Annotated in this window: 24 protein-coding genes; 17 read left to right on the top strand and 7 right to left on the bottom strand. The window is 73.5% G+C overall.

The genetic code is table 11. The features are described from left to right. Positions 1-3: 3 nt before the first annotated feature. Both QRT03_RS22465 and lpdA read left to right on the top strand, forming a co-directional pair. A complete protein-coding gene (locus QRT03_RS22465; RefSeq protein WP_286055284.1) occupies positions 4-1,317 on the top strand; it encodes a 2-oxo acid dehydrogenase subunit E2 in 1,314 nt (437 codons plus the stop codon). 95 nt (positions 1,318-1,412) lie between these two features. Beyond that, complete coding sequence (gene lpdA, locus QRT03_RS22460) at positions 1,413-3,200, top strand: dihydrolipoyl dehydrogenase (protein ID WP_286055283.1); 1,788 nt, start codon at positions 1,413-1,415, stop codon at positions 3,198-3,200. A gap of 70 nt (positions 3,201-3,270) precedes the next feature. Here the strand turns inward: lpdA and QRT03_RS22455 are convergent, their stop codons facing one another. From QRT03_RS22455 to QRT03_RS22445, 3 genes are read right to left on the bottom strand one after another with little or no spacing between them, the layout of a single operon-like run. Further along, on the bottom strand, positions 3,271-4,164 hold the full coding sequence (locus tag QRT03_RS22455) for an SMP-30/gluconolactonase/LRE family protein (RefSeq protein ID WP_286055282.1): 894 nt from the start codon (positions 4,162-4,164) through the stop codon (positions 3,271-3,273). A gap of 46 nt (positions 4,165-4,210) precedes the next feature. Continuing rightward, complete coding sequence (locus tag QRT03_RS22450) at positions 4,211-4,624, bottom strand: DUF1707 SHOCT-like domain-containing protein (protein WP_286055281.1); 414 nt, start codon at positions 4,622-4,624, stop codon at positions 4,211-4,213. Positions 4,625-4,671: 47 nt separating this feature from the next. Continuing rightward, positions 4,672-5,391 carry an SDR family oxidoreductase gene (locus QRT03_RS22445; protein WP_286055280.1) on the bottom strand — a complete coding sequence of 240 codons (720 nt, stop codon included), beginning with the start codon at positions 5,389-5,391 and terminating at the stop codon, positions 4,672-4,674. Between the two features lie 69 nt (positions 5,392-5,460). On the opposite strand from QRT03_RS22445, the gene QRT03_RS22440 reads away from it, so the two are divergent. The 4 genes from QRT03_RS22440 to QRT03_RS22425 all read left to right on the top strand — a co-directional run bounded on the left by QRT03_RS22440 (position 5,461) and on the right by QRT03_RS22425 (position 7,895). Then, positions 5,461-6,060, top strand: coding sequence for a TetR/AcrR family transcriptional regulator (locus QRT03_RS22440; protein ID WP_286055279.1), 600 nt, complete (start codon positions 5,461-5,463; stop codon positions 6,058-6,060). Positions 6,061-6,220: 160 nt separating this feature from the next. After that, positions 6,221-6,583, top strand: a complete 363-nt coding sequence (locus tag QRT03_RS22435; protein WP_286055278.1) for a hypothetical protein — start codon at positions 6,221-6,223, stop codon at positions 6,581-6,583. Positions 6,584-6,689: 106 nt separating this feature from the next. Then, positions 6,690-7,007: a tetratricopeptide repeat protein gene (locus QRT03_RS22430; RefSeq protein WP_286055277.1), complete on the top strand. Its 318-nt coding sequence runs from the start codon at positions 6,690-6,692 to the stop codon at positions 7,005-7,007. 240 nt (positions 7,008-7,247) lie between these two features. After that, on the top strand, positions 7,248-7,895 hold the full coding sequence (locus tag QRT03_RS22425) for a hypothetical protein (protein ID WP_286055276.1): 648 nt from the start codon (positions 7,248-7,250) through the stop codon (positions 7,893-7,895). A gap of 26 nt (positions 7,896-7,921) precedes the next feature. Here the strand turns inward: QRT03_RS22425 and QRT03_RS22420 are convergent, their stop codons facing one another. Further along, positions 7,922-9,670, bottom strand: a complete 1,749-nt coding sequence (locus QRT03_RS22420) for an acyl-CoA dehydrogenase (protein WP_286055275.1) — start codon at positions 9,668-9,670, stop codon at positions 7,922-7,924. On the opposite strand from QRT03_RS22420, the gene QRT03_RS22415 reads away from it, so the two are divergent. Further along, on the top strand, positions 9,654-10,724 hold the full coding sequence (locus tag QRT03_RS22415) for a type IV toxin-antitoxin system AbiEi family antitoxin domain-containing protein (protein WP_286055274.1): 1,071 nt from the start codon (positions 9,654-9,656) through the stop codon (positions 10,722-10,724). The genes QRT03_RS22420 and QRT03_RS22415 overlap by 17 nt on opposite strands. Positions 10,725-10,816: 92 nt before the next feature. On the opposite strand, the gene QRT03_RS22410 is transcribed toward QRT03_RS22415, so the two are convergent. Beyond that, entirely contained in the window at positions 10,817-12,094 is a 1,278-nt protein-coding gene (locus QRT03_RS22410) for a PucR family transcriptional regulator (RefSeq protein WP_286055273.1), read from the bottom strand. 153 nt (positions 12,095-12,247) lie between these two features. On the opposite strand from QRT03_RS22410, the gene QRT03_RS22405 reads away from it, so the two are divergent. Beyond that, positions 12,248-13,180, top strand: coding sequence for an alpha/beta hydrolase (locus tag QRT03_RS22405; RefSeq protein WP_286055272.1), 933 nt, complete (start codon positions 12,248-12,250; stop codon positions 13,178-13,180). Then, a complete protein-coding gene (locus QRT03_RS22400; protein ID WP_286055271.1) occupies positions 13,177-14,682 on the top strand; it encodes a flavin-containing monooxygenase in 1,506 nt (501 codons plus the stop codon). Before QRT03_RS22405 ends, QRT03_RS22400 begins: the two co-directional genes overlap by 4 nt. On the opposite strand, the gene QRT03_RS22395 is transcribed toward QRT03_RS22400, so the two are convergent. Both QRT03_RS22395 and QRT03_RS22390 read right to left on the bottom strand, forming a co-directional pair. Beyond that, the gene (locus QRT03_RS22395; RefSeq protein ID WP_286055270.1) at positions 14,683-15,024 is read right to left on the bottom strand and encodes a hypothetical protein; all 342 of its coding nucleotides are present in this window, start codon (positions 15,022-15,024) and stop codon (positions 14,683-14,685) included. Between the two features lie 47 nt (positions 15,025-15,071). After that, positions 15,072-15,857 carry an enoyl-CoA hydratase/isomerase family protein gene (locus QRT03_RS22390; protein WP_286055269.1) on the bottom strand — a complete coding sequence of 262 codons (786 nt, stop codon included), beginning with the start codon at positions 15,855-15,857 and terminating at the stop codon, positions 15,072-15,074. 114 nt (positions 15,858-15,971) lie between these two features. Between QRT03_RS22390 and QRT03_RS22385 the strand changes: the two genes are divergently transcribed. From QRT03_RS22385 to QRT03_RS22350, 8 genes are all read left to right on the top strand, one after another. After that, positions 15,972-16,394, top strand: coding sequence for a group I truncated hemoglobin (locus QRT03_RS22385; RefSeq protein WP_286055268.1), 423 nt, complete (start codon positions 15,972-15,974; stop codon positions 16,392-16,394). Positions 16,395-16,401: 7 nt separating this feature from the next. Next, positions 16,402-16,944 carry a GrpB family protein gene (locus tag QRT03_RS22380; protein ID WP_286055267.1) on the top strand — a complete coding sequence of 181 codons (543 nt, stop codon included), beginning with the start codon at positions 16,402-16,404 and terminating at the stop codon, positions 16,942-16,944. A gap of 284 nt (positions 16,945-17,228) precedes the next feature. Continuing rightward, complete coding sequence (kdpF, locus tag QRT03_RS22375) at positions 17,229-17,324, top strand: K(+)-transporting ATPase subunit F (protein ID WP_286055266.1); 96 nt, start codon at positions 17,229-17,231, stop codon at positions 17,322-17,324. After that, positions 17,324-18,991 carry a potassium-transporting ATPase subunit KdpA gene (kdpA, locus tag QRT03_RS22370; protein WP_286055265.1) on the top strand — a complete coding sequence of 556 codons (1,668 nt, stop codon included), beginning with the start codon at positions 17,324-17,326 and terminating at the stop codon, positions 18,989-18,991. Before kdpF ends, kdpA begins: the two co-directional genes overlap by 1 nt. 110 nt (positions 18,992-19,101) lie before the next feature. Next, positions 19,102-21,096, top strand: a complete 1,995-nt coding sequence (gene kdpB, locus QRT03_RS22365) for a potassium-transporting ATPase subunit KdpB (protein WP_425604887.1) — start codon at positions 19,102-19,104, stop codon at positions 21,094-21,096. A 5-nt stretch (positions 21,097-21,101) separates the two neighbouring features. Continuing rightward, a complete protein-coding gene (locus tag QRT03_RS22360; RefSeq protein ID WP_425604881.1) occupies positions 21,102-21,767 on the top strand; it encodes a potassium-transporting ATPase subunit C in 666 nt (221 codons plus the stop codon). A gap of 9 nt (positions 21,768-21,776) precedes the next feature. Next, entirely contained in the window at positions 21,777-24,440 is a 2,664-nt protein-coding gene (locus QRT03_RS22355) for a sensor histidine kinase (protein ID WP_286055264.1), read from the top strand. Continuing rightward, positions 24,437-25,126, top strand: coding sequence for a response regulator (locus QRT03_RS22350; RefSeq protein ID WP_286055263.1), 690 nt, complete (start codon positions 24,437-24,439; stop codon positions 25,124-25,126). The genes QRT03_RS22355 and QRT03_RS22350 overlap by 4 nt, the downstream gene beginning before the upstream one ends. The last annotated feature ends 7 nt before the right edge of the window (positions 25,127-25,133 follow it).

Below are 25,133 nucleotides of genomic sequence, written 5' to 3'. Positions count from 1 at the left end.
AGCATGTCGGCCCCCGCGGCAACCCGAGTCACCGTCCCCAACATCGGCGACTTCTCCGACGTCCCGATCATCGAGGTCCACGTCTCGCCGGGCGACACCATCGCCGTCGACGACCCGCTGCTCACCCTCGAGTCCGACAAGGCGACGATGGACGTGCCGTCGTCGCACGCCGGGCTCGTCACCGAGGTGCTGGTGTCGGTCGGCGACGCCGTCAGCGAGGGCACACCCGTCGTCGTACTCGACGCCGGCGACGGCGAGCCGGTCGAGGAGGCGCCGACCGCGCCCGCGCCGTCGAACGCCCGCGAGATCGCGGACGCCGAGGCGACCGCGCAGGAGCCCGACAGCCTCGGCACCAACGGGTCGTCGGCCCCGGCACCGTCGGCCCCGTCGTCCTCGGAGCTGCCCCCGCACGCGGGACCGAGCGTGCGCAAGCTCGCCCGGGAGTTCGGTGTCGACCTGTCGCAGATCTCCGCGAGCGGGCCCAAGGGGCGGATCACGAAGGAGGACCTGCTCTCCTTCGTCCGCGGCAGCGACGGGGCCGCGGCCCCGGCGGCCGCTCCGGCCCCGGTACAGCAGGGGTCGGGCATCCCGGAGGTGCCGGCCCAGGACTTCTCGGTGTTCGGGCCGGTCGAGACGCAGCCGCTGTCGCGGATCACCCGCATCTCCGGGCCGTTCCTGCACCGCTCGTGGCTCAACGTCCCGCACGTCACGCACAACGACGACGCGGACATCACCGAGACCGACAAGTACCGCAAGGAGCTCGACACCCAGGCCAAGACCGAGGGCTACCGGGTCACGCTGCTGGCGTTCCTCATGAAGGCCAGTGTCTCCGCGCTCAAGGCGTACCCGACGCTGAACGCCTCGCTGACCCCGGAGAAGGACGCGCTCATCCTCAAGCGCTACTTCCACATCGGGGTCGCCGTGGACACGCCCGGCGGCCTCGTCGTGCCGGTCGTCCGCGACGTCGACCGCAAGGGCATCGTCGAGCTGTCGAAGGAACTCGGCGAGGTCTCCGCGCGGGCCCGCGACGGCAAGCTCTCCGCCGACGACATGCGCGGCGGCACCTTCACGATCTCCTCGCTGGGCGGGATCGGCGGCACCGCGTTCACCCCGATCGTCAACGCCCCCGAGGTCGCCATCCTCGGTGTCGTCCGCTCGCGGATCGCGCCGGTGTGGAACGGCACCGAGTTCGAGCCCCGCAACCTGCTGCCGCTGTGCCTGTCCTACGACCACCGCGTCATCGACGGGGCCCTCGCCGCCCGCTTCACCCGGCACCTCGCGCACACCATGGGCGACGAGCGCCGCCTGCTGCTGTAAGTCGCGCCCAGCAGATGCGCACGCCCGCGCTCCTCCGTCGCGCGGTCCTGCGACCTGCGGCGCGAACCCTTCCGCCCCTCCAGGGAGATATCGCTGTGGCTGACACCGTCGTCGTCGAGGTCCCCGACATCGGCGACTTCACCGACGTCCCCGTCATCGAGATCCACGTGGCGGTGGGCAGCGAGGTCGCGCTCGACGAGCCGCTGCTCACCCTCGAGTCCGACAAGGCGACGATGGACGTCCCCGCCGACGTGGCGGGGACGGTCACCGAACTGCGGGTCGCGGTCGGCGACCGGCTCTCGCAGGGCTCGCCGATCCTCGTCCTGACCCCGTCCGGGGCGGGTGACACCGAGACCTCGACGCCACCGCCTACCAAGAAGGCCTCCACCCAAACCGAGAAGCCGGGCGCCCCGGACCGGAATCGCACCGCGCCCACCCCCTCGTCCGACGGCGGCGAGGACCGGCACGTGCAGCTGCTCGTCCTGGGCGCCGGGCCGGGCGGCTACACCGCGGCGTTCCGGGCGGCCGACCTCGGGCTCGAGGTCATGGTCGTCGACGGCCGCGACACCCTCGGCGGGGTCTGCCTCAACGTCGGGTGCATCCCGTCGAAGGCGCTGCTGCACGCGGCGAAGGTGATCGCCGAGACGAAGGAGATGGCCGAGCACGGCGTCTCCTTCGGCGCACCGGAGATCGACCTCGACAGGCTCCGCGACTGGAAGGACGGCGTCGTCGGGAAGCTCGTCGGCGGCCTGGCCGGCCTCGCGAAGCAGCGCAAGGTCTCGACGCTGCAGGGGACCGGTCGCTTCCTCTCCCCGCACCGCGTGGAGGTCGCGGGCGCCGACGGCACGACGACCGTGGTCGGGTTCGACCAGGTCATCGTCGCCGCCGGGTCGGAGCCGGTGCAGCTGCCCTTCGTCCCGCACGACGACCCACGGGTGCTGGACTCGACGAGTGCCCTCGAGCTCGCCGAGGTGCCCGAACGGCTCCTGGTGCTCGGCGGCGGCATCATCGGCTTGGAGATGGCCACGGTCTACGCCGAGCTCGGCTCGCGGATCACCGTGGTCGAGCTGATGGACCAGATCATCCCGGGCGCCGACAAGGACCTCGTCAAGCCGCTGGCCAAGCACATCGGGGCCCGCTACGAGAACGTCTTCCTCTCCACCAAGTGCACGAACGTCGAGGCGACCGAGAAGGGTCTCGTCGTCTCGATGGAGGGGAAGAAGGCGCCGGAGCAGGACACCTTCGACGCCGTGCTCGTCGCGGTCGGGCGTGTACCCAACGGGAAGGTGCTCGGGCTCGACGCGGCCGGGGTCGACGTCTCCGACCGCGGATTCCTCACCGTCGACGAGCAGATGCGGACCAACGTCGGGCACGTCTTCGCGATCGGCGACATCGTCGGACAGCCGATGCTCGCCCACAAGGCGGTGCACGAGGGCAAGGTGGCCGCCGAGGTGGCCGCGGGGCAGAAGAGCGCCTTCGACGCGAGGGTGATCCCGTCGGTGGCCTACACCGACCCCGAGGTCGCGTGGGTCGGCGTCACCGAGACCGAGGCGAAGGCGCAGGGCCTGTCCTACGGGTCGGGGACGTTCCCGTGGGCGGCGTCCGGCCGGTCGCTGTCGCTGGGACGGTCGGAGGGCTCGACGAAGGTCCTGTTCGACACCGAGACCGACCGCATCATCGGCGCCGGCATCGTCGGGCCCGCGGCGGGCGACCTCATCGCCGAGGCCGCGCTCGCCATCGAGCTCGGTGCCGACGCCGCCGACATCGGGCTGACGATCCACCCGCACCCGACCCTCTCGGAGACGGTCGGGATGGCCGCCGAGGCGTTCGAGGGCACCCTGACCGACCTATACCTGCCGAAGCGCAAGCCCGCCAAGGCCTGACCCTCCGAGCGAACGGCACTCTCGCAGCATCTAGGCGCGCGAGAGTGCCGCTCGCTCGGATCGGGGAGCCTCAACCCGCCGCCGGCACGTCCACCGTCGTCGCGAGGACGGCGGCCTCCCGGGTGTCGCGGCGGTTGTGCTCCAGGAAGTCCGGGGCGGCGCAGAGGTAGAGGGTGCGGCCGTCCGCGCCGCCGAGTCCGCAGGCGTACACGCCGGTGCCGGGCTCGACGGAGTCCACGATCTCGCCGCCCTCGCGGACGCGGATCGCCCGCCCGCCGAGAGCGTCCGCGACCCAGAGGCAGCCCTCGGCGTCGAGCACGGAGCACCCGTCGGGGGCGACGGTGAGCTGGCCGCCGAGGACGCTCTCCAGGTCCGACGCCGTCGGGAGGTCGCCGAAACGGGCCCAGTCGCGACGCGGGCCGAGCGACCCGTCGTCGTGGACGTCGAAGGCGCTGATCCGGTTGCCGAAGGTCTCGTCCACCAGCAGGACGCCCCCGGACAGGACGCTGCCGTTGGGGAACCAGAGGTCCTCGGCCGCGGCGGTCACCGAGCCGTCGGGGTCGACGCGGTAGAGGGTGGTCGGCCCGACCGGCGCGCCGCCCATGAGGTCGAACCCGAAGTTCCCGACCCAGGCCCGCCCGGTCGCCTCGTCGACGATCATGTCGTTGAGCTGCGCGGGCACGCGCCCGGACAGGTCCGCGTGGGTCACGACCGACCCGTCGTCCTCGCGGCGCAGGATCCGGTGGTCGCGGGCGGAGACCGCGATGAGACGGCCGTCGGGGAGCCAGCCGATGCCCGACGGCTGGGCCGGGATCTCGAGCTCGGTCCGCCGGTCGGAGCCGTCCCCGGCGGCCGAGTAGACCGCGTGCGTGTAGAAGTCGACGAACCAGAGCCGCCCGTCGTGCCACCGCGGGCACTCGGTGAAGGACATCCCGTCGACGACGGTGCGGATCTCGCGGCTCACGGTGGACCTCCCGGCCTCGGCGTTGCGGCGGGAGGAACGTACTCGCTCAGAAGCGCCGGTGGCGGTGTCCGATCGTCCCCATGAGCAGGAAGACGAGCGGGAACAGCACGAACCCCGCGCCGTTGCCGGTGACCACGAGCACGACCATGCCGACGGCCAGCAGGATCGGGATCACGGCCAGCGCGCGGGCCGCGTGGCGCTCGGGCAGGCGGGGCTGCGTCGGCACCACCGCGGCGCCGGCGGGCGCGAGGTGCGGCTCGGGCAGGTCTCGGAACAGGACGTCGAGCTCGTCGCGGTAGACCGCCGCACCCGCGGTGGCGGACCGGTCGCTGTACTCGGCGACGTCGAGCCGCCCGGCCTCGAGGTGCTCGTCGAGGGCCTTCATCGCGGCGGTGCGCTCGTCGTGGCCGACCCGCAGCCGCGCCGGTTCGGCCGGGACCCCTGCGTGGTCGTCGTCCATGCCTCCATGGTGCGCCCGGATCGGCGAACGTGCCGTGAGGAGAGCGTTCAATTCTGGGCGGTGGGTCGCACGACGATCTCGCCCACGTCGACCCCGGGCGGCTGGTCCATGGCGTATGCGACGGCGCGGGCGATCGCGTCCGCCGGCATCCCGAGCTCGGCCATGCGGGCGCGGTACTGCTCGCGCAGCTCGGGGTCCTCGACCGCGTCGACGAGCTCGGTGGCGGTGAAGCCGGGGGAGATCGCGGTGACCCGCAGGTGCGGACCGGCCTCCTGGCGGAGCCCCTCCGAGAGGGTCCGGACGGCGTTCTTCGTCGCCGCGTAGACGACCTGCTCCGGGACGATCTTCAGGCCGGACGTCGACACGATGCTGATCAGGTGGCCCGCGGCCTGGGCCCGGAACACCGGGAGCGCGGCCGCCACCGCGTGCAGGACCCCGCGCAGGTTGACGTCGATCATCGCGTCCCAGTCGTCCACGGTCTGCTCGTCCAGCGGCCCGATCCGGCTCACGCCGGCGTTGGCGACGACGACGTCCAGGCGGCCGAAGGCCTCCACCGCCAGGTCGACGAGCGCGGCCACGTCCTCCCGACGACGGACGTCGGTGGTCAGCGTGCGGACCTCGCCGCCGAGCTCGCCGGCCAGGGCCTCCAGGCGATCGGTCCGGCGGGCGCCCAGGACGAGACGGGCTCCGCGCCCGGCGAGCAGGCGGGCGGTCGCCTCCCCGATCCCGCTGCTCGCTCCGGTGATGACGACGACGGGTGCGTCCACGAAGGGCCTCCAATGCGATAGTGCTATCACTCGCTAGAGTAACAGCCCTCTCACATCGCGGAGGTGTCGATGCCCGGAGGTCCGCGGCAGCGCGGCCGCTACCACCACGGCGATCTGGCGCCGGCCCTGCTCGACGCCGGGCTCGACCAGCTGGCCGCGGTCGGTCCGGCGCGCTTCTCGGTGGCGGAGGTCGCCCGGGGGGTCGGGGTCTCGACGGCCGCCCCCTACCGCCACTTCGCCGATCGCGACGGGTTCCTCGCCGCGGTCGCCGCCCGGGCGGCGGAGCGCCTGGCGGACGCCGTCCGCGCGGCGGCGACCGACGACGACCCCCGCGAACGCCTCGCCGCGGCCGGCGGGGCGTACGCGGCCGCGGTCGCCGAGCGCCGGGTCGGATTCGACGTGATCTTCTCGCCGGCCCTGCGCGCGGCCCGGGACCCGGGGCTGGCCGAGGCCGGCAGGGCGCTCATGGAGCTCTTCCTCGAGCCCGCCCGCGAGATCGCCGGGGACCGCGCGCTGGAGCTCACCGAGCAGGTCGTGGCCCTCGCACACGGCTACGCGACCCTCGACGCCGACGGCTTCCTCACCGCCGACCGCGTCACCGACGAACCCACGGCGGTGCGGGCACGCCGGGCCGCCCGGGCGTTGATCGACGGAGCTGCCCCGTCCTGAGGGCCGGTGGTCGCGGCCGTCGGCTCGCGGTTCGGCGAGGACCACACGATCGGCGGACGAGGCGTCGGAAACCGTGACCGGGAATGCGTCCGGAAAGTTCACCGCCCGAATACCGACACTCGTGGTCGGTGATCCGCTCCCCCCGGAAGGAACTCTCCTCATGGCGCTCCTGCGCAAGGCCGTGCTCGCGACCGCGCTGATCGGGACCGGTCTGGTCTCGACGACGGGTCTGGCGTTCGCCTCGGACGACGCGGGCGACGGCCCGACCGTCCAGAAGGGCCTGGTCAACCTCTCCGACACCGCGCCCAACACGCCGATCAACGTCTGCGGCAACGACACCCCGGTCAACGGCGGCGGCGTGCAGGTGCCGGTGCAGGACAACGCGGCGTCGGTGCCCGTCCTCTCCGGCGGCGAGATCCCGATCGTCTCCGACCTGCTCGGGCTGGACGGCCACGCGGTCGACCACGGCAACTCCGCCTCGATCGCGAAGAGCTGCTCGAACGGCGTCGACGCGCAGAACTGAGCCGGCTCCCCGGGCTCGCCGCCCTCCGAGGTGGCGGGCCCGGGAATGCCCGGTGGTCCGGCCCGGTTTGTAAGTTGACAGTTCAACTGAAGGAGCTGATCGACCCATGACCGCGACCATCGGGAGCCGGTGGGACCGCGCGACCTTCCACGCCGAGCTGGGCCGCTGGATCGAGGCCGCCCGCGAACTCGAGCCGCTCGTCGCCGAGGAGCCGGAGGCGTCCGCGCCCCGCACGCTGCTCGCGCGGGCGTACTTCCACTCCGCGCAGTTGCATCGGGCCGAGGAGCAGGCACGCCGCCTCGTGGCCGATCGTCCCGACGACGGGTACGCCCAGCTCCTGCTGGGACGGACGCTGCAGCGCCAGAGCCGGCACGACGAGGCCGCGGGCCCGATGCGGCTCGCGTCCGCGCTCGGCGTCGGCTAGACGGAACCCGGTGGGAGTGTCGCGACCGCGACACTCCCACCGTCGTCACCGGGACGGACGCCGTCGGCGGCCTGCGCGACGCTCGTGCGGTCGATGCCGACCGACCCCCGGAGCGTGAGTCTCATGACCGTCACCAGCCCCTCCGCCACTCCGTCCGCCACTCCGCCTGCCACGACCGCGCCCCGCCACCTGGCCGCGGAGTCAGGTCCGACCAGCCCCGCAGGAGCGCCTCCGGGCCGCGTGTACGCCCTCGCCGGTCGGGGTGCCGCGATCACGTTTCCCCTGGGCGCCGTGCTGTCCGTGGTGAGCACGATCTTCGACCCACCGTCGCGTGAGCCCGAGCCGCGCGGCATGTACGTCGCCTACGGGGCCGATCCCGCGGGCGCCGACATCGCGGCGACGATCCTCCACTACGGCTTCCTGTTCCTGGGTGTCGGTCTGCTGCTCGCCGGCGTCGCGCTCGCGTCCCGACGGGGCCGGGTCCTGACGGCGCTCGGCGGCGCGCTGGGCTTCCTCGGCTTCGCCAACCTCTCCGGCTCCGTCGCCGAGGACTGGTTCGACGCGCAGATCGCGGCCGCGTACGGGCCGGACGCCGCGATGGCGATCGCGGAGAAGGCGCTGGGGATGCCCGCCATGACCGCCGGGTGGCAGATCCCGATGATCGTCGGGTTCGCGCTCGGACCGGTGCTGCTCGCCGCGGGGCTGGCCCGGGGCCGGGTGCTGCCCTGGTGGGCCGTGGCGCTGCCGACGATCTCCACCGTGCTGTTCGTCGCCGCCCACGACCTGGGGCCGATCGGCTTCCTCATCACGCTCGGCCTGATGTTCGCCTTCGGGCTGATCATGGGGCGGGCCCTGTGGACCGCGCCCGCGGTCGGCGCGCAGGACTGATCTCGCCGACCGACGCGCAGTCCGCGTCAGCCCACCGAGAAGTCGAGCGTGGTGGTGTCGAGCGAGTCCAGCAGGTCGAACTGCGGCCCCGTCCGCGGGAGCTCGTAGCGGAAGAAGTAGCGCGACGCCGCTCGCTTGCCGACGGCGAAGGTGTCGTCGCGGTCGCCGAGCGCGAGCAGCTGCTCCAGCCAGATCCACGCCGCGACGACGTGGCCGACGGCCTCGAGGTAGATGCTCGCGTTCGCGAGGGTCACATCGGGGTCGCCGGTCGCGTGCAGGGTGGCGGTCGTCTTCTCGACGCGCACCACGGCGGCCTCGAGGGCGGCGGCCTCCTCGGGGAGCGCGTCGGCGCGGGCAATGGTCTCGCGCACCGTCGTCGTCAGGAGCTCGAGACCGGCTCCGCCGCGCATGACGGCCTTGCGCCCGAGCAGGTCGATCGCCTGGATGCCGTGGGTGCCCTCGTGGATCGGGTTGAGGCGGTTGTCCCGGTAGAACTGCTCGAGCGGGAAGTCCCGCGTGTAGCCGGACCCGCCGAGGACCTGGATCGCGAGGTCGTTGGCCGTCACGCACCACTGCGACGGCCAGCTCTTCGCGATCGGGGTCAGGACGTCGAGCAGCAGCGCGGCCCGCGCCCGGGCCTCGTCGTCGGGATGGGTGTCCTTCTCGTCGACCAGCCGCGAGCAGTACAGCCCCAGGGCCATCGCGGCCTCGGCGTAGGACTTCTGCGCGAGCAGCATCCGCTTGACGTCGGGGTGCTCGGCGATCGGGATCATCGGGCTGGTGACGTCGCGGCCTCCGACCGCGCGGCCCTGGGTGCGCGTGCGGGCGTACTCCAGCGAGTGCAGGTAGCCCGTGACGCCGAGAGCGGCGGCGCCCATCCCGACGCCGACGCGGGCCTCGTTCATCATGTGGAACATCGCCGCGAGGCCGCCGTGCTCGCCGCCGACGAGGTGGCCGACCGCGCCGCCGCTCTCGCCGAAGTTCAGCAGGGTGTTGACGGTGCCGCGGTAGCCCATCTTGTGGTTCAGCCCGGCCAGTGCGACGTCGTTGGGGGAGCCGTCCGCGAGCAGGCGCGGGACGGCGAACAGGCTGATGCCCTTCACCCCGGGCGGACCGCCGGGGACCTTCGCGAGGACCAGGTGGAGGATGTTCGGCGTCAGCTCGTGCTCGCCGCCGGAGATCCACATCTTCGTGCCGATGACCCGGTACGAGCCGTCGGGCTGCGGCTCGGCGCGCGTGGTGATGTCGGCCAGCGACGACCCGGCCTGCGGCTCGGAGAGGCACATCGTCCCGGAGACCCGCCCGTCGAGCATGGCGGGCACCCAGGTGTCGACCTGCTCGGGCGTCCCGTGCGTCAGGAGCAGGTTGGCGGCGGCCGTCGTCAGGAACGGGTAGGACGCCGTGCCGATGTTGGCGGCCTGGAACCACGCCAGCGCGGCGCGCGCGACCGTGAACGGCAGACCCGTGCCACCGTGCTCGACGGGGACCGACGCGCCGACGAAACCCGCCTCGGCGAAGGCCGCGATCGCCTCCCGGACCCCGTCGACGAGGACCACGTGGCCGTCGGCGTCGAGGTGCGGCTCGGCCTCGTCGGCGGTCCGGTTGTGCGGTTCGAAGCGCTCGGTGGCGATCTGCTCGGCGAGCTCGAGGATCGCGTCGAGGGTGTCCCGGTCGTGCTCGGCGAAGGCCGGGCGGGCCAGCAGGTCCTCGACGCGGAGCCAGTCGTGGAGCAGGAAGTCGAGGTCCTGGCGCGAGAGGATGCGGGAGTCGCTCACGACCACCAGCCTCGCACGCGCCCGCCGTGTGTCGCGTCCCGATCCACTCGACCAAGATCATCGGAACGTGGAGGATCCGGACGCGGGGCCATCGGATCCGCCACGTTTCGGCGATCTTGAAAATGGTCGGAACCGATCGGCGCCGCCGACACTCCGAGCCCATGTGAAGGTCGACGAGTTCATCGCATCCCACGACGGCGTCATCTCCCGTACGCAGGCCAGGCGGTGCGGGATGAGTGACGACCAGATCGCACGCAAGGTCGCGAGCGGCGAGTGGATCCGTCGCGCACCCGGGGTCTACTTCGTGACGGCATGGCCCTGGACCGCGGCGGCCCGGGTCCGCATCGCTGCCGAGTGGGTCCGCCCCGTCGGGGCGTTGATCGGGGTGTCGGCAGCCTGGTGGCTGGGGCTCGGGGTCGTGAACCCGCACCCGATCGTCGTGGCGTTGCCGCCCGGGAACTCACGCTCGCGGCCGTCCGGGTTCTCCGTGGTGCACCGGGACCTGCGTGGCGACCGGGTGCAGCACCGCGGGCTCTGGGTGACGAGTCGGGCTCTGACGGTCCTCGATGCGGCCGTGGCGCTGGGGAGAGGCGGCCAGGCCTTTCTCGACCGCGCGCTGCAGCAGCGGACCGTCACTCTCGACGAGCTGCGGGCGATGCAGTCCCGTCATCTCGGACGGCGCGGGTCGGCGGCTGCCCATGAACTCCTGGTGCAGGCCGCGGACCGGGCCGCGTCGAAGGCCGAGCGGGTGATGATCGCCCTGCTGCGGGACGCGGGCATCAGCGGGTGGGCGGTGAACCTGGCCGTCATGCTGTCCGACGGTCGGGAAGCCGTCATCGACATCGCGTTCGAGGGTGCGAGGTTCGCCCTCGAGGTCGACGGCTGGGCCTTCCACTCCGATCCGGAGCGCTTCATCGACCGGCGTGCACGGACGCGCGCACTGGTGGCCGACGGCTGGGTCGTCGCCGAGGTCGCCTGGAAGGAACTCGAGGAGCACCCGGACAAGGTGGTCGAGCAGATTCGTCGGACCCTGGCGCACCGACTCGCCCGCTGAGTCCCCTGGCAAGATCATCGGAACGTGGGGGATCTGGATGCTGGGCGTCCAGATCTCCCACGTTCCGATGATCTTGAACGGAGGACGCGGGCTCAGCGCCCGGCGCCCAGCCAGGCGCAGGCCAGCAGGGCGAGCTCGACGTCGAGCCGGTCGCTCTCGACCGGCCGCCCGCGGACCTCCTTCGCCCGGCGGACGCGGTACTTGACGGTCGAGGGGTGCACCCCGAGCCGGGTCGCGGTCGCGGCGTTGCTCCCGCCCGTCGCGAGGAAGACCTGCAACGTGTCGCGCAGCCGCTCGCAGGTCGGACCCGGCTCCGCCAGCGGCCCCAGCACCCGGCGCACCCAGGCGGTGGCGGCGTCGAGATCCGCGCACAGCAGCGCGACCGCGCCGACCTCGTCGAACAGCGTCACCGCCGGCGCGACCTCCCCGGCCGCGAGGGTCACGGCCCGCGCCCGCAACGCCTGCTCGTGCGTCGTCCGGAAGCCCTCCACGCCGTCGGCCGGCGCCCCGCAGGCGACCCGCACGGGCTCGCCCCCGCGCCCGACGGCGGCGGTCACCGCCTCCCGCGACACGTGCTCGACACCGGGTAGCCACACCCACGCGCTCTCGGTGTCCCACGGCACGACGAGAGCCCGCCCGCTCGCCCCGAGCGCTCCTGCGAGAGCGTCCGCGCACCGCTCCAGCACGACCAGGCCGGGACCCGCCGTCGGGGGCTCGTCGAGCCAGAGCACGGCGCCGAGGTGCACGGGTCCGAAGCGGTAGTTGAGGACGTTCTCGACGGCGAGCCGTTCGTCCGGCCCGGCCGGGGCCCGCCGGTCCAGGACGTCCCGGATCCGCGCGACCCGGATCGCGTGCCGGTTCTCCAGCCAGCGGTCGCGCTCGGCCTCGTACACCGCCACCACGTGCTGGGACACGTGGTCGACGTACTCGAACACGGTCAGGACGACGTGCTGGGACACGGCCGCGACGTCGTCCGGCCCGACCCCGACCTGGTCCAGGCACGAGAACGCCCACTCCATGAGGTGGGCCTGGCCGAGCCGGTACGCCCGCACGAGGGCGTTCACCGGGACGCCGCGCTGCGCGAGCCGGCGGGCGTACTCCACCGCGGCCGGGGGCGGCTCCACCCCGCGCGGCGGCAGGTCGTGGGCCAGCACGTGCAGGATCGTCTCGACGTTGCCCTCGACGCTCGCCCCGAGCAGGTCGATCAGGGCGGGGTCGCCACGGAGCTCGTCGATGCGCGAGGCCAGCAGGTCGCGGATGGCCTCGCTGATCTCCTCGCGGTGCCGGGCCAGCGCCGACGCCACCGTGGCCACGCGGCGGTCCGGAGCCCCCACGTCCGGGCGCACGAGCGTCCCGTTGCGCTCCCGCACGCGATCACCACCCTGTGACAGCCGCCACCCAGGACCGTAACCCCCGGGTCGCGGACAAACCAGCGTCCGGGAATCGTCCCCACGGGACGATGCGCGGCAGGTGTGGTCGGGGTCACGGTGGGAGGCCCGATCTCGACCGCGAGGAGACCCCCCGTGCCGCTGCACCCCGAGGCCCAGGCCCTGCTCGAAGCGATGGCCGCCCAGGGCAGTCCGCCCTTCGAGAGCATGACGGTCCCGCAGGCCCGCCTCGCGACCTCCGCCTTCCTGGACCTGCAGCCGCCCGCGGAGGAGGTCGGGACGGTCTCCGACCGCGCGATCCCGGGCCCGGCCGGCGACATCCCGGTGCGCATCTACGTCCCGCACGGTCAGAAGACCCGCGGCGTGCTGCTGTACTTCCACGGCGGGGGCTGGGTGATCGGCGACCTCGAGACGGTCGACCGGCCCTGCCGCAGCATCGCGAACGCCGCCGACGTCGTGGTCGTCTCGGTGGACTACCGCCTCGCCCCGGAGCACCGCCAGCCCGCGGCGTTCGAGGACTGCTACGCCGCGACGCAGTGGGTCGCCGAGCACGCCGAGGAACTCGGCGCCGACGCCTCCCGCCTCGCGGTCGGCGGCGACTCCGCGGGCGGCCACCTCGCCGCGGCGGTGTCGCTGCACGCGCGTGATCACGGCGGCCCGGCCATCGCCTTCCAGCTGCTGATCTACCCGGTGACCGACTTCGCCTTCACGACGCCGTCGCACTCCGAGAACGGCGAGGGCTACCTCCTCCAGCGCGCGACGATGCAGTGGTTCTGGGCGCACTACCTCGGCGCCACCGATCCGGAGAAGGACCAGACCGTCTTCCCGGCCCGGGCCACCGACTTCGGCAACCTGCCGCCCGCCTTCGTTGCGACCGCCGAGTTCGACCCGCTGCGCGACGAGGGCGAGGCCTACGCCGAGTCGATGCGCGCGGCCGGCGTCTCCGTCACGTCCACCCGCTACGACGGCATGATCCACGGCTTCCTCTGGACCCTCGGCGCCACGCCGTCGGGCGCCCGGCTGGTCGACGACGCCGTCGCGGCCCTGCGACCCGCCCTGGAGGGATGAGCACCATGACCGTCACCGAGACCCGTCCGGAACCCACCGAGGCCGGTGGGGTGGAGCACGTCGACGTCCTCGTCGTCGGGGCCGGCGTCGCCGGCATCGGCGCCGGACACCACCTGCGCGAGACCTTCCCCGACCGCAGCTTCCTCATCCTCGACACCCACCCCGACCGCGGCGGCACGTGGTGGACCCACCGGTACCCCGGCGCCCGCTCGGACTCCGACCTGTTCACCTACGGCTACCGGCACAAGCCGTGGCGCGGGCCGTCGATCGCGTCGTCCGGGGAGATCCTCAACTACCTCGACGAGGTCATCGAGGAGGACCACCTCAAGGAGGCGATCCGCTACCAGCACCGGGTGGTCGCCACGAGCTGGTCCTCCGACGACGCCCGCTGGACCGTGGACGTCCGCCGCGAGGACACCGGCGAGGACGTGCGGCTGACCTGCAACTTCCTCTGGATGTGCCAGGGCTACTACAAGCACGACGAGCCCTACACCCCCGAGTTCCCCGGCCGGGAGCGCTTCACGGGCCCGGTGCTGCACCCGCAGAGCTGGCCCGAGGACCTGGACTGGACGGGCAAGAAGGTCGTCGTCATCGGCTCCGGGGCCACCGCGGCCACCGTCGTGCCGGCCATGGCCGAGACCGCCGAGCACGTGACGATGCTGCAGCGCACGCCCACGTTCATGATCGCGGCCCCGAAGACCCACGAGCTCGCGATCCAGCTGCGGGCGCTGGACATCCCGGAGGAGTGGACCTACGAGATCCTCCGCCGCACCTACATCGAGCAGTTCAACGAGCTGACCCGGCTGTCCGCGGAGGAACCGGAGGCGGCGCGGCAATACCTGCTCGACGAGATGCGACCGCACCTCCCCGAGGGCTTCGACATCGAGAAGCACTTCAACCCGGCCTACCGCCCCTGGCAGCAGCGGATCGCGCTGCTGCCCGACGGCGACATGTTCGCGACGATCAAGGAGGGGCGCTCCTCCGTCGTCACCGACTCGATCGAGACGTTCACCGAGACCGGCATCCGCCTGTCCTCGGGGGAGGAGCTCGAGGCCGACATCATCGTGACGGCCACCGGGTTCAACCTGTCCTGCTTCGGCGACGTCGAGTTCTCCGTCGACGGCGAGCCGGTGGACTTCTCCGAGCGGGTCACGTGGCGCGGGATCATGATCGACGGCGTCCCGAACATGGCGTTCGTGTTCGGCTACTTCCGGCACTCGTGGACGCTGCGGGCGGACCTCATCTCCGACCTCGTCCTGCGGCTGATGCAGCACATGGACTCGCTCGGGGTGCGCTCGGTGACCCCGGTGGCCGGCCCGGACGTGGAGTTGCGGCCCTGGTCGGACCCGGAGAACTTCAACCCCGGGTACGTCATGCGCTCGCAGGACCGGATGTTCAAGCAGGGCGACCGCGCCCCGTGGACCCACATGCACGAGTTCGCCGAGGAGCGGCACACGCTGCCCGCGGCCGATCTCGACGACGGGTCGCTCAAGTACTCCTGACTAGGCCGACAGGAAGAGCACGAGGCCCGCGAGCACGAGGCTCGTCGCGAGGGTGACCCAGCCGCCGAGGGCGTGGGCCAGCGCGCCCCACCCTCCGCGGCGGGCCCCGAGCGCCGCGACGACGACGGCGCCGAGCACCCCCAGCCCGATCACGACGAGGGCGACGAGCTGGGGGAGCCCGGTGCACAGCAGCGCCGCGCTGCTCGACGTGCACGAGTCCGCCGCCATCGCGATCGGCAGCAGCGCCACCATCCCGACGAACCCGCCCGCGACGAGCAGGACGACGGCGTGGACGGCGGAGAGGGTCACGACGGCGGGATGGGGCCGGGTCTCGAGGAGCATGGGGAGACCCTGACCGCGCCGACCCGCCGTCGGGACCGGGGAACTACCTAGGCGCCCCGGTAGCGCGGGGGACGCTTCTCCGCGAACGCCGCCGGCCCTTCCACGGCGTCGTCGGTTCGCATGACCGCGAGGAACGCCTCGTGCTCGCGGGCCATCGCGGTCTCGTGGTCCAGACCGAGCCCGTCCAGGACCCGCGCCCGCGCGGCCCGCACCGCGAGGGGACCCTTCGCGGCGATCGACCGCGCGAGCGCGCACGCGGCCGGCACGAGCTCCGCCGGCTCGACGACCCGGTTCACCAGCCCGGTCCGGTACGCCTCGGCCGCGTCGATCGGCTCCCCGGACAGGATCATCTCCATCGCCAGGCCCAGCGGCACCGCCCGCGGCAGCCGCACCGTGCCGCCGGCCCCCGGGATGATGGCCCACTTCGTCTCCGCCAGCCCGAACGTCGCGTTCGGCGAGCACAGCCGGATGTCGCAGGCCAACGCCATCTCCAGGCCGCCCGCCAGGGCGTGCCCGTTGACGGCGGCGATCAGCGGCTTGCGTCGCTCGGTCGCGGTGAACCCGCCGAAGTTCCACTCCGGGTCGTCGCCCGCACGGACGGCCTCGCGGTAGGCCGGGATGAGCTTCTTGAGGTCCGCGCCTGCGGAGAACGTCGTGTTCCCGGCCCCGGTGAGGACGGCGGCCAGGCGCCGGTCGTCGGCCTCGAAGGCGGCGACGGCGGCACCGAGGTCGCGCTGGTGCTCGGGATCGAGCGCGTTGCGGGCCTCGGGGCGGTCGATGGTGATGACGACGACGCGGTCGTCGTCCGGGTCGTCCTCGACGCGGATCGGCACGGCGGACAGCCTCGTCCAGCGGGTCCTGCGGGGCAACGGTCGGCCCGGTTGTGCGCGATCCGCTCGCGTGTGACAGTGAGCCGGATCACTCACGACGCTGTGGAGGCCACCACCATGCCCAGCACCTCGCTCTTCGAGCGCCTCGGCGGGACCTACGCGATCGCCGGTGCGGTCGACGTCCTCGTCGACCGGCTCTTCGAGAACGCCGGCGTCGTCGCGAACCCGGCCGTTGCCGAGCACCACGTCGCGGCGAACGGGCCCGGTTACAAGTTCCTGGTCACCGCCTGGTCGATCGAGGCGGCGGGCGGCCCGAAGTGCTACCCGGGCCTCGACATGATCGCCGCCCACACGAAGCTGCACATCACCGACGAGCAGTTCGACGCCGTGTACTTCGAGATCGAGGCGACCCTGCGCTTCCTGGGCGTGCCGGAGGCCGAGACGAAGGAGTTCATGGCGGTCATCGAGCACTACCGCCCCGAGGTCGTCCAGCAGGAGAAGGTCGAGCAGGCCGGGACGCTCGAGCCGGCGGTCGCCTGACCCGCCGGTGAGCGAGGAGGGGCTGGACCTCGACCTGCAGCGGGCGTCGGCCGCGTGGCCGCGCCCGGTGCGGGTCGCCCTCGTCCCTCCCGACCCGGGCTGGCCCGCCGAGGCGCGCATCTGGGTGGACCGGCTCGCCCCGCTCGGCCGGGTCGAGCACGTCGGCGCGACCGCGGTGCCGGGACTGCCCGCCGTCGCCCAGCTCGACCTCCTCCTCGTCGGCGAGGTGCCCGACGACGACGGGCTCCTGGAGGCCCACGACCTCGGCCTCGTGGGCGCCAGTCTGTGGCGGCGGCCCACCTTTCCCGACGACGGGTCGTGCCCCACTGCGGTCGAGGTGCGCGTCCTGTCGACCGACGATCCCGCGATCGGCGATGCGGTGCGCTTCCGCGACCTGCTCCGCGCCGACCCCCAGGCCGGCCGCCGCTACACCGACGTCCGGCGCGGTCTGTCGGGGGAGTGGCGCGACCTGGCCGCCTACCGGCGGGCCAAGGCGCCGGTGATCGCCGCGCTGCTGCGGGCCGCAGGCTCGGGACCACCCCGGTCGTGATCACCGAGCACCTTCGGCGGCGGCCCGGAGGGCCACACCGCCGGGAGTGCTCGCTCGTGGCGGTGATCGTCGCGGGCGCGTGAACACCCGCGCGACGGGCGTCAACGACGCGTCAACGTCCGGTCCACCGACCCCACCCCGGCGCAGGGTGGCGTCCGCACGGCGGCCCACCCGGGGCCGCCAGGAGCGGAACGGACGGCGGACGTGGCGGACCTCCTGTACGTGGGCCTGGTGATCGCGATGTTCGCGGTCCTGGTGCTCGCGGCGCGCGGGTTGGAGCGGTTGTGAGCGCGACCCTCGGCGACGTCGTCGGCGGGATCGTCGCGCTCGCCCTGCTCCTCTACCTCGTGGTGTCGCTGCTGCGCCCGGAGTGGTTCTGATGTCGGACACGGCAGCCGGGCTGCTGCAGCTCCTCGTGCTCCTGGTGTTGCTCGCGGCCGCCTGGCGACCCCTGGGCGACTGGATGGCCCGCGTCTTCACTGACGAGCGGCACTGGCGCGTGGAGCGGGCGGTCTACCGGGTCGGCCGCGTCGACCCGGACTCCGACCAGCGCGCCGTCACCTACACGCTGGCGATCCTCGCCTTCTCCCTGGTCGGCGTGCTCGTCACCTACCTCGTCCAGCGCGTCCAGGGGCTCCTGCCGTTCGCGAAGGACGCGGTCGAACCGTCGGTCGCGTTCAACACCGCCATCTCGTTCGTCACGAACACGAACTGGCAGTCGTACATCCCCGAGACGACCATGAGCCACGCCTCGAACGCACTCGCGCTCGCGGTGCAGAACTTCCTGTCCGCAGCGGTTGGCATGGCCGTCGCGGTCGCACTCGTACGGGGCTTCACCCGCTCGCGCAGCGGACGCGTCGGGAACGCCTGGGTGGACCTCACCCGCGCCGTCGTGCGCATCCTGCTGCCGCTCGCCACGGTCCTGGCCGTCGTCCTGATCGCGAGCGGCGTGGTGATGAGCGTCCGCGCCAACGTCCCCCTGGTCGCCGCGGACGGCTCCACCCACCCGGCCGCGATCGCCCCGGTCGCCTCCCAGGAGGCCATCAAGGAGCTCGGGACCAACGGTGGCGGCATCCTCAACGCGAACTCCGCGCACCCGTTCGAGAACCCGAACGGCTGGACCAACCTGCTGCAGATCCTCGCGCTCCTGCTGATCCCGGTGTCGCTGACGCGCACCTTCGGCCGCATGGTCGGGTCGATGCGGCAGGGGTACTCGCTGCTCGCGGTCATGGCGACCCTGTGGGGCGCGATGCTCGCCGTGGTCTGGACCGCGGAGGCACACGGACCGGGCGCCACCGGCGGGGCGATGGAGGGCAAGGAGGTCCGGTTCGGCATCCCGTCCTCGGTCCTGTTCGCCAACTCCACCACCGGCACGTCGACCGGCGCGGTCAACTCGATGCACGACTCCTACACCGCCTTCGGCGGGGGCGGGGTCCTGCTCAACATGCTGTTCGGCGAGGTCTCACCGGGCGGGGTGGGCACCGGCCTCTACTCGATCCTGGTCATCGCGATCATCGCGGTGTTCCTCGCCGGCCTCATGGTCGGCCGGACCCCGGAGCTGCTCGGCACGTCCCTCGGGCGCCGCGAGGTGACCTGCGCGGCCATCGTCGTGCTCACGATGCCCGCCCTCGTGCTGCTCGGCACCGGAGCGGCGATCGTGCTGCCCGGCACCGGCGACGCGATGACGAACAGCGGGCCCCACGGACTCTCCGAGGTGCTCTACGCCTTCGGCTCGGCGGCCAACAACAACGGCTCGGCGTTCGCCGGGCTCACCGTCACCTCGCCGTTCTTCCAGATCGCGCTGGGCGCCGCGATGCTGTTCGGGCGCTTCCTGCCGATCATCGCGGTCCTCGCCCTCGCCGGGCTGCTCTCCGCACAACCACGCCGCGACGAGTCGGCGGGCACGTTGCGGACCGGCACGCCGCTGTTCGCGGGCCTCGTGACCGCGACGGTCGTCCTCGTCAGCGCCATCACCTTCCTGCCCGCCCTGGCCCTGAGCCCGATCGCCGAGGGCCTGGCGGCCGTCCCGATCGGAGCCCTCCCGTGACCTCCTCGGTGATCGACCCGCCCACCGCGGACACTCCGCCCGAGCACTCCCGGGCCGCGGGTCGCGCGGTCCCGACGGGGGCCTTCCGGCCGCGGGCGCTGCTCGAGGCGATGCCGCTCGCGCTGCGCAAGCTCGATCCCCGGGTCCAGCTCCGCAACCCGGTCATGTTCGTCGTGTGGGTCGGGTCGGTCGTCGTCACCGCCTCCGCGGTCGTCGACCCGAGCGTGTTCGCCTGGCTCGTCATGGTGTGGCTGTGGTTCACGGTCCTGTTCGCGAACCTGGCCGAGGCCGTCGCCGAGGGTCGGGGGAAGGCGCAGGCCGACGCGCTGCGCCGGACGCGGACCGGCACCGTGGCCCGCCGCGAGGACGGCGCCGAGCTGCCGGCCACCGAGCTGCGCCCCGGGGACCGCGTGGTCGTCGAGGCCGGCATGACGATCCCCGGCGACGGTGACGTCGTCGAGGGGATCGCGACCGTCGACGAGTCCGCGATCACGGGCGAGTCCGCCCCGGTGGTGCGCGAGTCCGGCGGCGACCGTTCGGCGGTCACCGGCGGGACGACCGTGCTCTCCGACCGGATCGTCGTCGAGATCACGGCGAAGCCGGGGGAGTCGTTCGTCGACCGGATGATCGCGCTGGTCGAGGGCGCGCAGCGGCAGAGGACGCCGAACGAGATCGCCCTGTCGATCCTGCTCTCGACGCTCACGATCGTCTTCCTGCTCGCCGTCGTCACGCTCCAGCCGATGGCGGTCTACTCGGGCAGCCCGCAGTCGCTCGTCGTCCTGGTCGCCCTGCTGGTCTGCCTCATCCCGACGACGATCGGCGCGCTGCTCTCCGCGATCGGCATCGCCGGCATGGACCGGCTCGTGCAGCGCAACGTGCTGGCCACCTCCGGGCGGGCGGTCGAGGCCGCGGGGGACGTGTCCACGCTGCTGCTCGACAAGACCGGCACCATCACCTACGGCAACCGGCAGGCCACCGCCCTGCACCCCGCGGGCCCGACGTCCGTCGAGGAGCTCGCCGGTCTGGCCCGGTTGGCCTCGCTCGCGGACGAGACACCCGAGGGGCGGTCCGTGGTGGCCCTGTGCGCCGCCCGGTACGGGCTCCCCGCCGAGGCGTCGGCCGACGAGGCGCGCGCGGAGTTCGTGCCGTTCTCCGCCACCACCCGGATGTCGGGGGTGGACGTCGACGAGCGCGGGCGCACGGTCCGGGTGCGCAAGGGCGCCGTGTCCGCGGTGCTGGCGTGGCTGGACGAGCACGGCACCGTCGACCCGGCCGCGCGCGAGCAGGTCGCCCGGGTCACCGCGGAGGTCTCCGGGCGCGGCGGCACCCCGCTGGTCTGCGGGCGGGTGTCGGGCGATGCGGTCCAGCTGGGCGGGGTCGTCGAGCTCTCGGACGTCGTGAAGCCCGGGATCGCGGAGCGGTTCGCCGACCTGCGCGCCATGGGGATCCGCACCGTGATGGTCACCGGCGACAACCCGGTGACCGCCCGAGCCATCGGCGAGCAGGCCGGCGTCGACGAGGTGCTCGCCGAGGCCACCCCCGAGGACAAGCTCGCCCTGATCAGGCGCGAGCAGTCCGGAGGCCGGCTCGTCGCGATGACCGGTGACGGCACCAACGACGCCCCGGCGCTCGCGCAGGCCGACGTCGGGGTCGCCATGAACACCGGGACCAGCGCCGCGAAGGAGGCCGGGTCGATGGTCGACCTGGACTCCGACCCGACCAAGCTCATCGGCATCGTCGAGGTGGGCAAGCAGCTGCTGGTGACCCGCGGGGCGCTGACCACGTTCTCGGTGGCGAACGACCTCGCCAAGTACTTCGCGATCCTGCCCGCGATGTTCGCCGCGCTGTACCCGCAGCTCGGCCTGCTCAACGTGATGGGTCTGGCGACGCCGGAGTCGGCGATCCTCTCGGCGGTCGTGTTCAACGCGCTGGTCATCGTCGCGCTCATCCCGCTCGCCCTGCGCGGCGTGCGCTTCCGGCCGGTGAGCTCCGAGCAGATGCTGCGTCGCAACCTGCTGGTCTACGGCGTGGGCGGGGTCGTCGTGCCCTTCCTCGCCATCCCTCTCATCGACCTCGTCGTCCGGCTGATCCCGGGGATCGGGTGAACCACGTGAGCACCATCGACAGCAGCACCGGGCGCACGTCCGTGTGGCGGGGCCTCGCCCGGCAGCTCGGGCCGGCCCTGCGTCTGGTCCTCGTCGCGACCCTCGTCCTGGGGGTCCTCTACCCCGGGGTCGTCTGGGGCGTCTCCCGGCTGCCCGGCCTTGTGGACCGCGCCGAGGGCTCCGTGCTCGACGGCCCGGTGGCGAGCTCGTCGCTCATCGGGATCGACCCGGTGCCCGCGGACCCGGCCGCCGACCCCTGGTTCCACCTGCGTCCCTCGGCGTCGGCCCCCGACTCCGCGACGGCGGATCTCGGCCCGGCCGACCCCTCGACGTCCGGCGGCTCGAACCTGGCGACGACCGCGGAGGACCTCGTGACGGCCGTCGCCGAGCGCCGTGCGGTGGTCGCCGGCCGCGAGGGGGTCGCCCCCGCCGAGGTCCCCGACGACGCCGTCACGGCCTCGGCCTCCGGTCTCGACCCGGACATCAGCCCGGAGTACGCGGCCCTCCAGGTCCCCCGGGTGGCGCGCGTGACCGGGCTGCCGGAGAGCGAGGTGCGCGCCCTGGTCGCCGAGGCAACCTCGGGGCGGGCCCTGGGCGTCCTCGGCGAGCCGACCGTGAACACCTCGGAGCTCAACGCAGGCCTCGTCGCCACCCGCCCGGGTCTGCGCTGACGGGCCAGAATGGACGACGTGGAGGACCCGGCGCAGCGGTACGACTCCCGGCCCGCGGGCCGGGAGTCGGTACGCAGCGACCCCGCCCGGGGCGAGCTGCGGATCCACCTGGGCGCGGCGCCGGGCGTGGGCAAGACCTACGCGGCGCTCTGCGAGGCCCGCCGCCGCCGGGACCGGGGCACCGACGTCGTCGTCGGGCTGGTCGAGACGCACGGCCGGTCCCGGACCGCGGAGCTGCTGGAGGGCCTGGAGGTCCTCCCGCGCCGCACGGTGGTGCACCGGGGCACGGCCCTCACCGAGCTCGACGTCGACGCGGTGCTCGAGCGGGCGCCCGAGGTGGTCGTGGTCGACGAGCTCGCCCACACCAACGCGCCGGGCAGCCGGCACGCCCGGCGGTACTCCGACGTCGAGGAGATCCTCGCCGCCGGGATCGACGTCATCTCGACGGTCAACGTCCAGCACCTCGAGTCGCTGCACGACGTCGTCGAGCGGATCACGGGCACCCGCCAGCACGAGACCGTTCCCGACGACGTCGTCCGCGCCGCCGAGCAGGTGGAGCTGGTCGACATCACACCGGAGGCGCTGCGACGGCGGCTCGCCCACGGCAACGTCTACCCGGCCGAGCGCATCGACGCCTCGCTCGCGCACTACTTCCGCACCGGCAACCTCATCGCGCTGCGCGAGCTCGCGCTGCTGTGGGTGGCCGACCAGGTGGACGTGGCGCTGCGCCGCTACCGCGCCGACGAGGACATCGACGAGGTCTGGGAGGCGCGCGAGCGGGTCGTGGTCGCCGTGACGGGCGGACCGGAGTCCCTCACGGTGCTGCGGCGCGCGGCCCGCATCGCCCGCCGGGCCGGCTCGGCGGACCTGCTGTGCGTGCAGGTGCTGCGAGGCGACGGCGTGGTCGTGCGGGACGGCGGGCGGGGAACGGGCCGGGACCTGCGGCGGCTCGCCAAGGAGGTCGGGGCCTCGTTCCACACGGTCGTCGGGGACGACGTCGCCGCGGCCCTGCTGGAGTTCGCGCGCGGCGCCAACGCGACCCAGCTCGTGCTCGGGACCTCCCGCCGGTCGCGGCTCGCCCGGCTCGTCGACCCCGGGATCGGGGCGCGGGCGGTCGCGGCCTCCGGGGCGATCGACGTCCACCTGGTCTCGCACGTGGAGCCCCGGTCCGACGGCGGCGCCGAGAACCCTGGACGGGGGCCGTGGCTCGGGACCCTGCTGCGGGGACGGCGGGCCCTGCGCGGGTGGCCGGCGGCGGTCGTCCTCCCGATGCTGGCGACCTGCTTCGGCTGGCTGTTCCCGATCGTGGGCCTCTCCACGGACACCGTCGCCTTCTTCCTCGCCACGGTGCTCACCGCGATCATCGGTGGCCTGGCCCCGGCCGTCGTGGCCGCCCTGTTCGGCGGGGCGCTGCTCAACTACTTCTTCACGCCGCCGCTTCACACGTTCACCATCGGCCGGTTCGAGGACCTCGTCGCCGTGACGACGATGCTGGTGATCGCCGTGCTCGTGGCCGCGGTCGTCGACCGCGCCGACCGGCGGGCGGCCCAGGCCGCGCAGGCGCGCGCGGAGGCGACCCTGCTCGCGTCCTTCGCGCGCGTGGTGATCTCGCGGTCCGACCCGCTGCCCCGGCTCCTCGAGCGGGTGCGGGAGGCGTTCGGGTTCGACTCGGTGGCGGTGCTGGAACGCGGGTCGAAGTCGTCGTGGACGGTGAGTGCGCAGGTGCCCGTGGAGGCCGACCACCCGGGCACCGACCCGTCCGACGCCGACCCGTCCGACGCCGACGCGGACGTCGAGATCGACGAGGGCTCGCACCTGGTCGGGCGCGGGCGCACCCTGACCGCGGCGGAGAACCGCCTCTTCGCGACCGTCGCCGGCCCGGCGCTGCTGGCGCTGCGGAACCGGCGGATCAGCGCCGAGGCGGTCGACGCGGCGCGGCGCGCCGAGGCGAGTGGGCTGCGGACCGCCCTGCTCTCCGCCGTCGGGCACGACCTGCGGACCCCGCTGTCGGCCATCAAGGCGGCCGTCTCGAGCCTCCGCGACCCCGGGCTCGAGCTCGCGGCGTCCGACCGCGACGAACTCCTGGCGACCGTCGAGGAGTCGGGGGACCGGCTCGTCGGGCTCGTGGACAACCTGCTCGACTCCAGCCGGCTCGCCTCCGGCGCCGTCACCCCGCACCGCGCCGAGGTGTGCGCGGGCGAGATCGCGCTCGCCGCCGCGGCGGCCCTGCCCCGGGCGGAGGACCGGGCACGGGTCCGGGTGGACAGCGGGGTGTTCCCGGACGACGTCGAGGTCGACCCCGGCCTGACCGAACGGATCGTCGCGAACCTCGTCGACAACGCCCTCCGCCACGGCGGTGCGGGGCCGGTCGCGGTGCGGACCAGCGCCCACGGCGACCGCGTCGAGATCCGGGTGGTCGACACCGGGCCCGGCGTGGACCGCGACGCCGAGCTCTTCGTCGCCTTCCAGCGCCTCGCCGACCACGACACCGCCGGGTCGCCGGGCGGGCTGGGGCTCGGGCTGCACGTGGCCCGGGGGTTCGCCCGGGCGATGGGCGGCACGCTGGAGCCCGAGGAGACCCCCGGCGGCGGCCTGACGATGGTGCTCTCGCTGCCCCGGGCCGGGACCCCCGGCCCGCGTCGTCCCGTCGTCGCCGGGACCGCCGCGTCGTGAGCCGGATCCTCGTCGTCGACGACGACCCGTACCTGCTGCGCACCCTGCGGATCAACCTCACCGCCCACGGCCACACCGTGGTCCCGGTGGCCACCGGAGCGGCGGCGCTGCGGGCCGCCGCCGCCCGACCCGCACCCGACGTCGTCGTCCTCGACCTCGGCCTGCCCGACCTCCCCGGCCTCGAGGTCCTCGAGGGCATCCGCGGCTGGAGCGCGATGCCGGTGATCGTGCTGTCCGCGCGCACGGACGCCGGCGACAAGGTCGCCGCCCTCGACGGCGGGGCGGACGACTACGTCACCAAGCCCTTCGGGATGCCCGAGCTGCTCGCCCGGATCCGCGCGGCCGTCCGGCGCGGGGCTGCCGTGGCGGGGGACGGGGAGCCGCGCGTGAGCACCCCGGACTTCGAGGTGGATCTCGTCGCGAAGAAGGTCGTGCGCGGCGGGGCCGAGGTGCACCTGTCCCCGACCGAGTGGGGCGTGCTGGAGCACCTCGTGCGCCACCCCGGCATGCTCGTCACCCAGCAGCAGCTGCTGCAGGAGGTGTGGGGGCCGCAGTACGGCACCGAGGGCCACTACCTGCGGGTGTACCTCGGGCACCTGCGCCGCAAGCTGGAGCCGGAACCGTCGCGACCGCGCTACCTGATCACCGAGCCCGGGCGCGGCTACCGCTTCGAACCGGCGGGCTGAACCGTTC

Source organism: Actinomycetospora termitidis (genome assembly GCF_030286555.1).
Taxonomy (GTDB): Bacteria; Actinomycetota; Actinomycetes; order Mycobacteriales; family Pseudonocardiaceae; genus Actinomycetospora; species Actinomycetospora termitidis.
Note: the sequence above shows the minus strand (reverse complement) of the source record. Positions and strands in the feature narration are given on the sequence as shown.

Coding starts and splice junctions, on each gene's coding strand:
- QRT03_RS22465 (WP_286055284.1), top strand. CDS start 4: ATGTCGGCCCCCGCGGCAACCCGAGTCACCGTCCCCAACATCGGCGAC.
- QRT03_RS22450 (WP_286055281.1), bottom strand. CDS start 4,624: ATGGACGACGACCACGCAGGGGTCCCGGCCGAACCGGCGCGGCTGCGG.
- QRT03_RS22440 (WP_286055279.1), top strand. CDS start 5,461: ATGCCCGGAGGTCCGCGGCAGCGCGGCCGCTACCACCACGGCGATCTG.
- QRT03_RS22435 (WP_286055278.1), top strand. CDS start 6,221: ATGGCGCTCCTGCGCAAGGCCGTGCTCGCGACCGCGCTGATCGGGACC.
- QRT03_RS22430 (WP_286055277.1), top strand. CDS start 6,690: ATGACCGCGACCATCGGGAGCCGGTGGGACCGCGCGACCTTCCACGCC.
- QRT03_RS22415 (WP_286055274.1), top strand. CDS start 9,654: ATGCGGGAGTCGCTCACGACCACCAGCCTCGCACGCGCCCGCCGTGTG.
- QRT03_RS22400 (WP_286055271.1), top strand. CDS start 13,177: ATGAGCACCATGACCGTCACCGAGACCCGTCCGGAACCCACCGAGGCC.
- QRT03_RS22395 (WP_286055270.1), bottom strand. CDS start 15,024: ATGCTCCTCGAGACCCGGCCCCATCCCGCCGTCGTGACCCTCTCCGCC.
- QRT03_RS22385 (WP_286055268.1), top strand. CDS start 15,972: ATGCCCAGCACCTCGCTCTTCGAGCGCCTCGGCGGGACCTACGCGATC.
- kdpA (WP_286055265.1), top strand. CDS start 17,324: ATGTCGGACACGGCAGCCGGGCTGCTGCAGCTCCTCGTGCTCCTGGTG.
- kdpB (WP_425604887.1), top strand. CDS start 19,102: ATGCCGCTCGCGCTGCGCAAGCTCGATCCCCGGGTCCAGCTCCGCAAC.
- QRT03_RS22355 (WP_286055264.1), top strand. CDS start 21,777: ATGGACGACGTGGAGGACCCGGCGCAGCGGTACGACTCCCGGCCCGCG.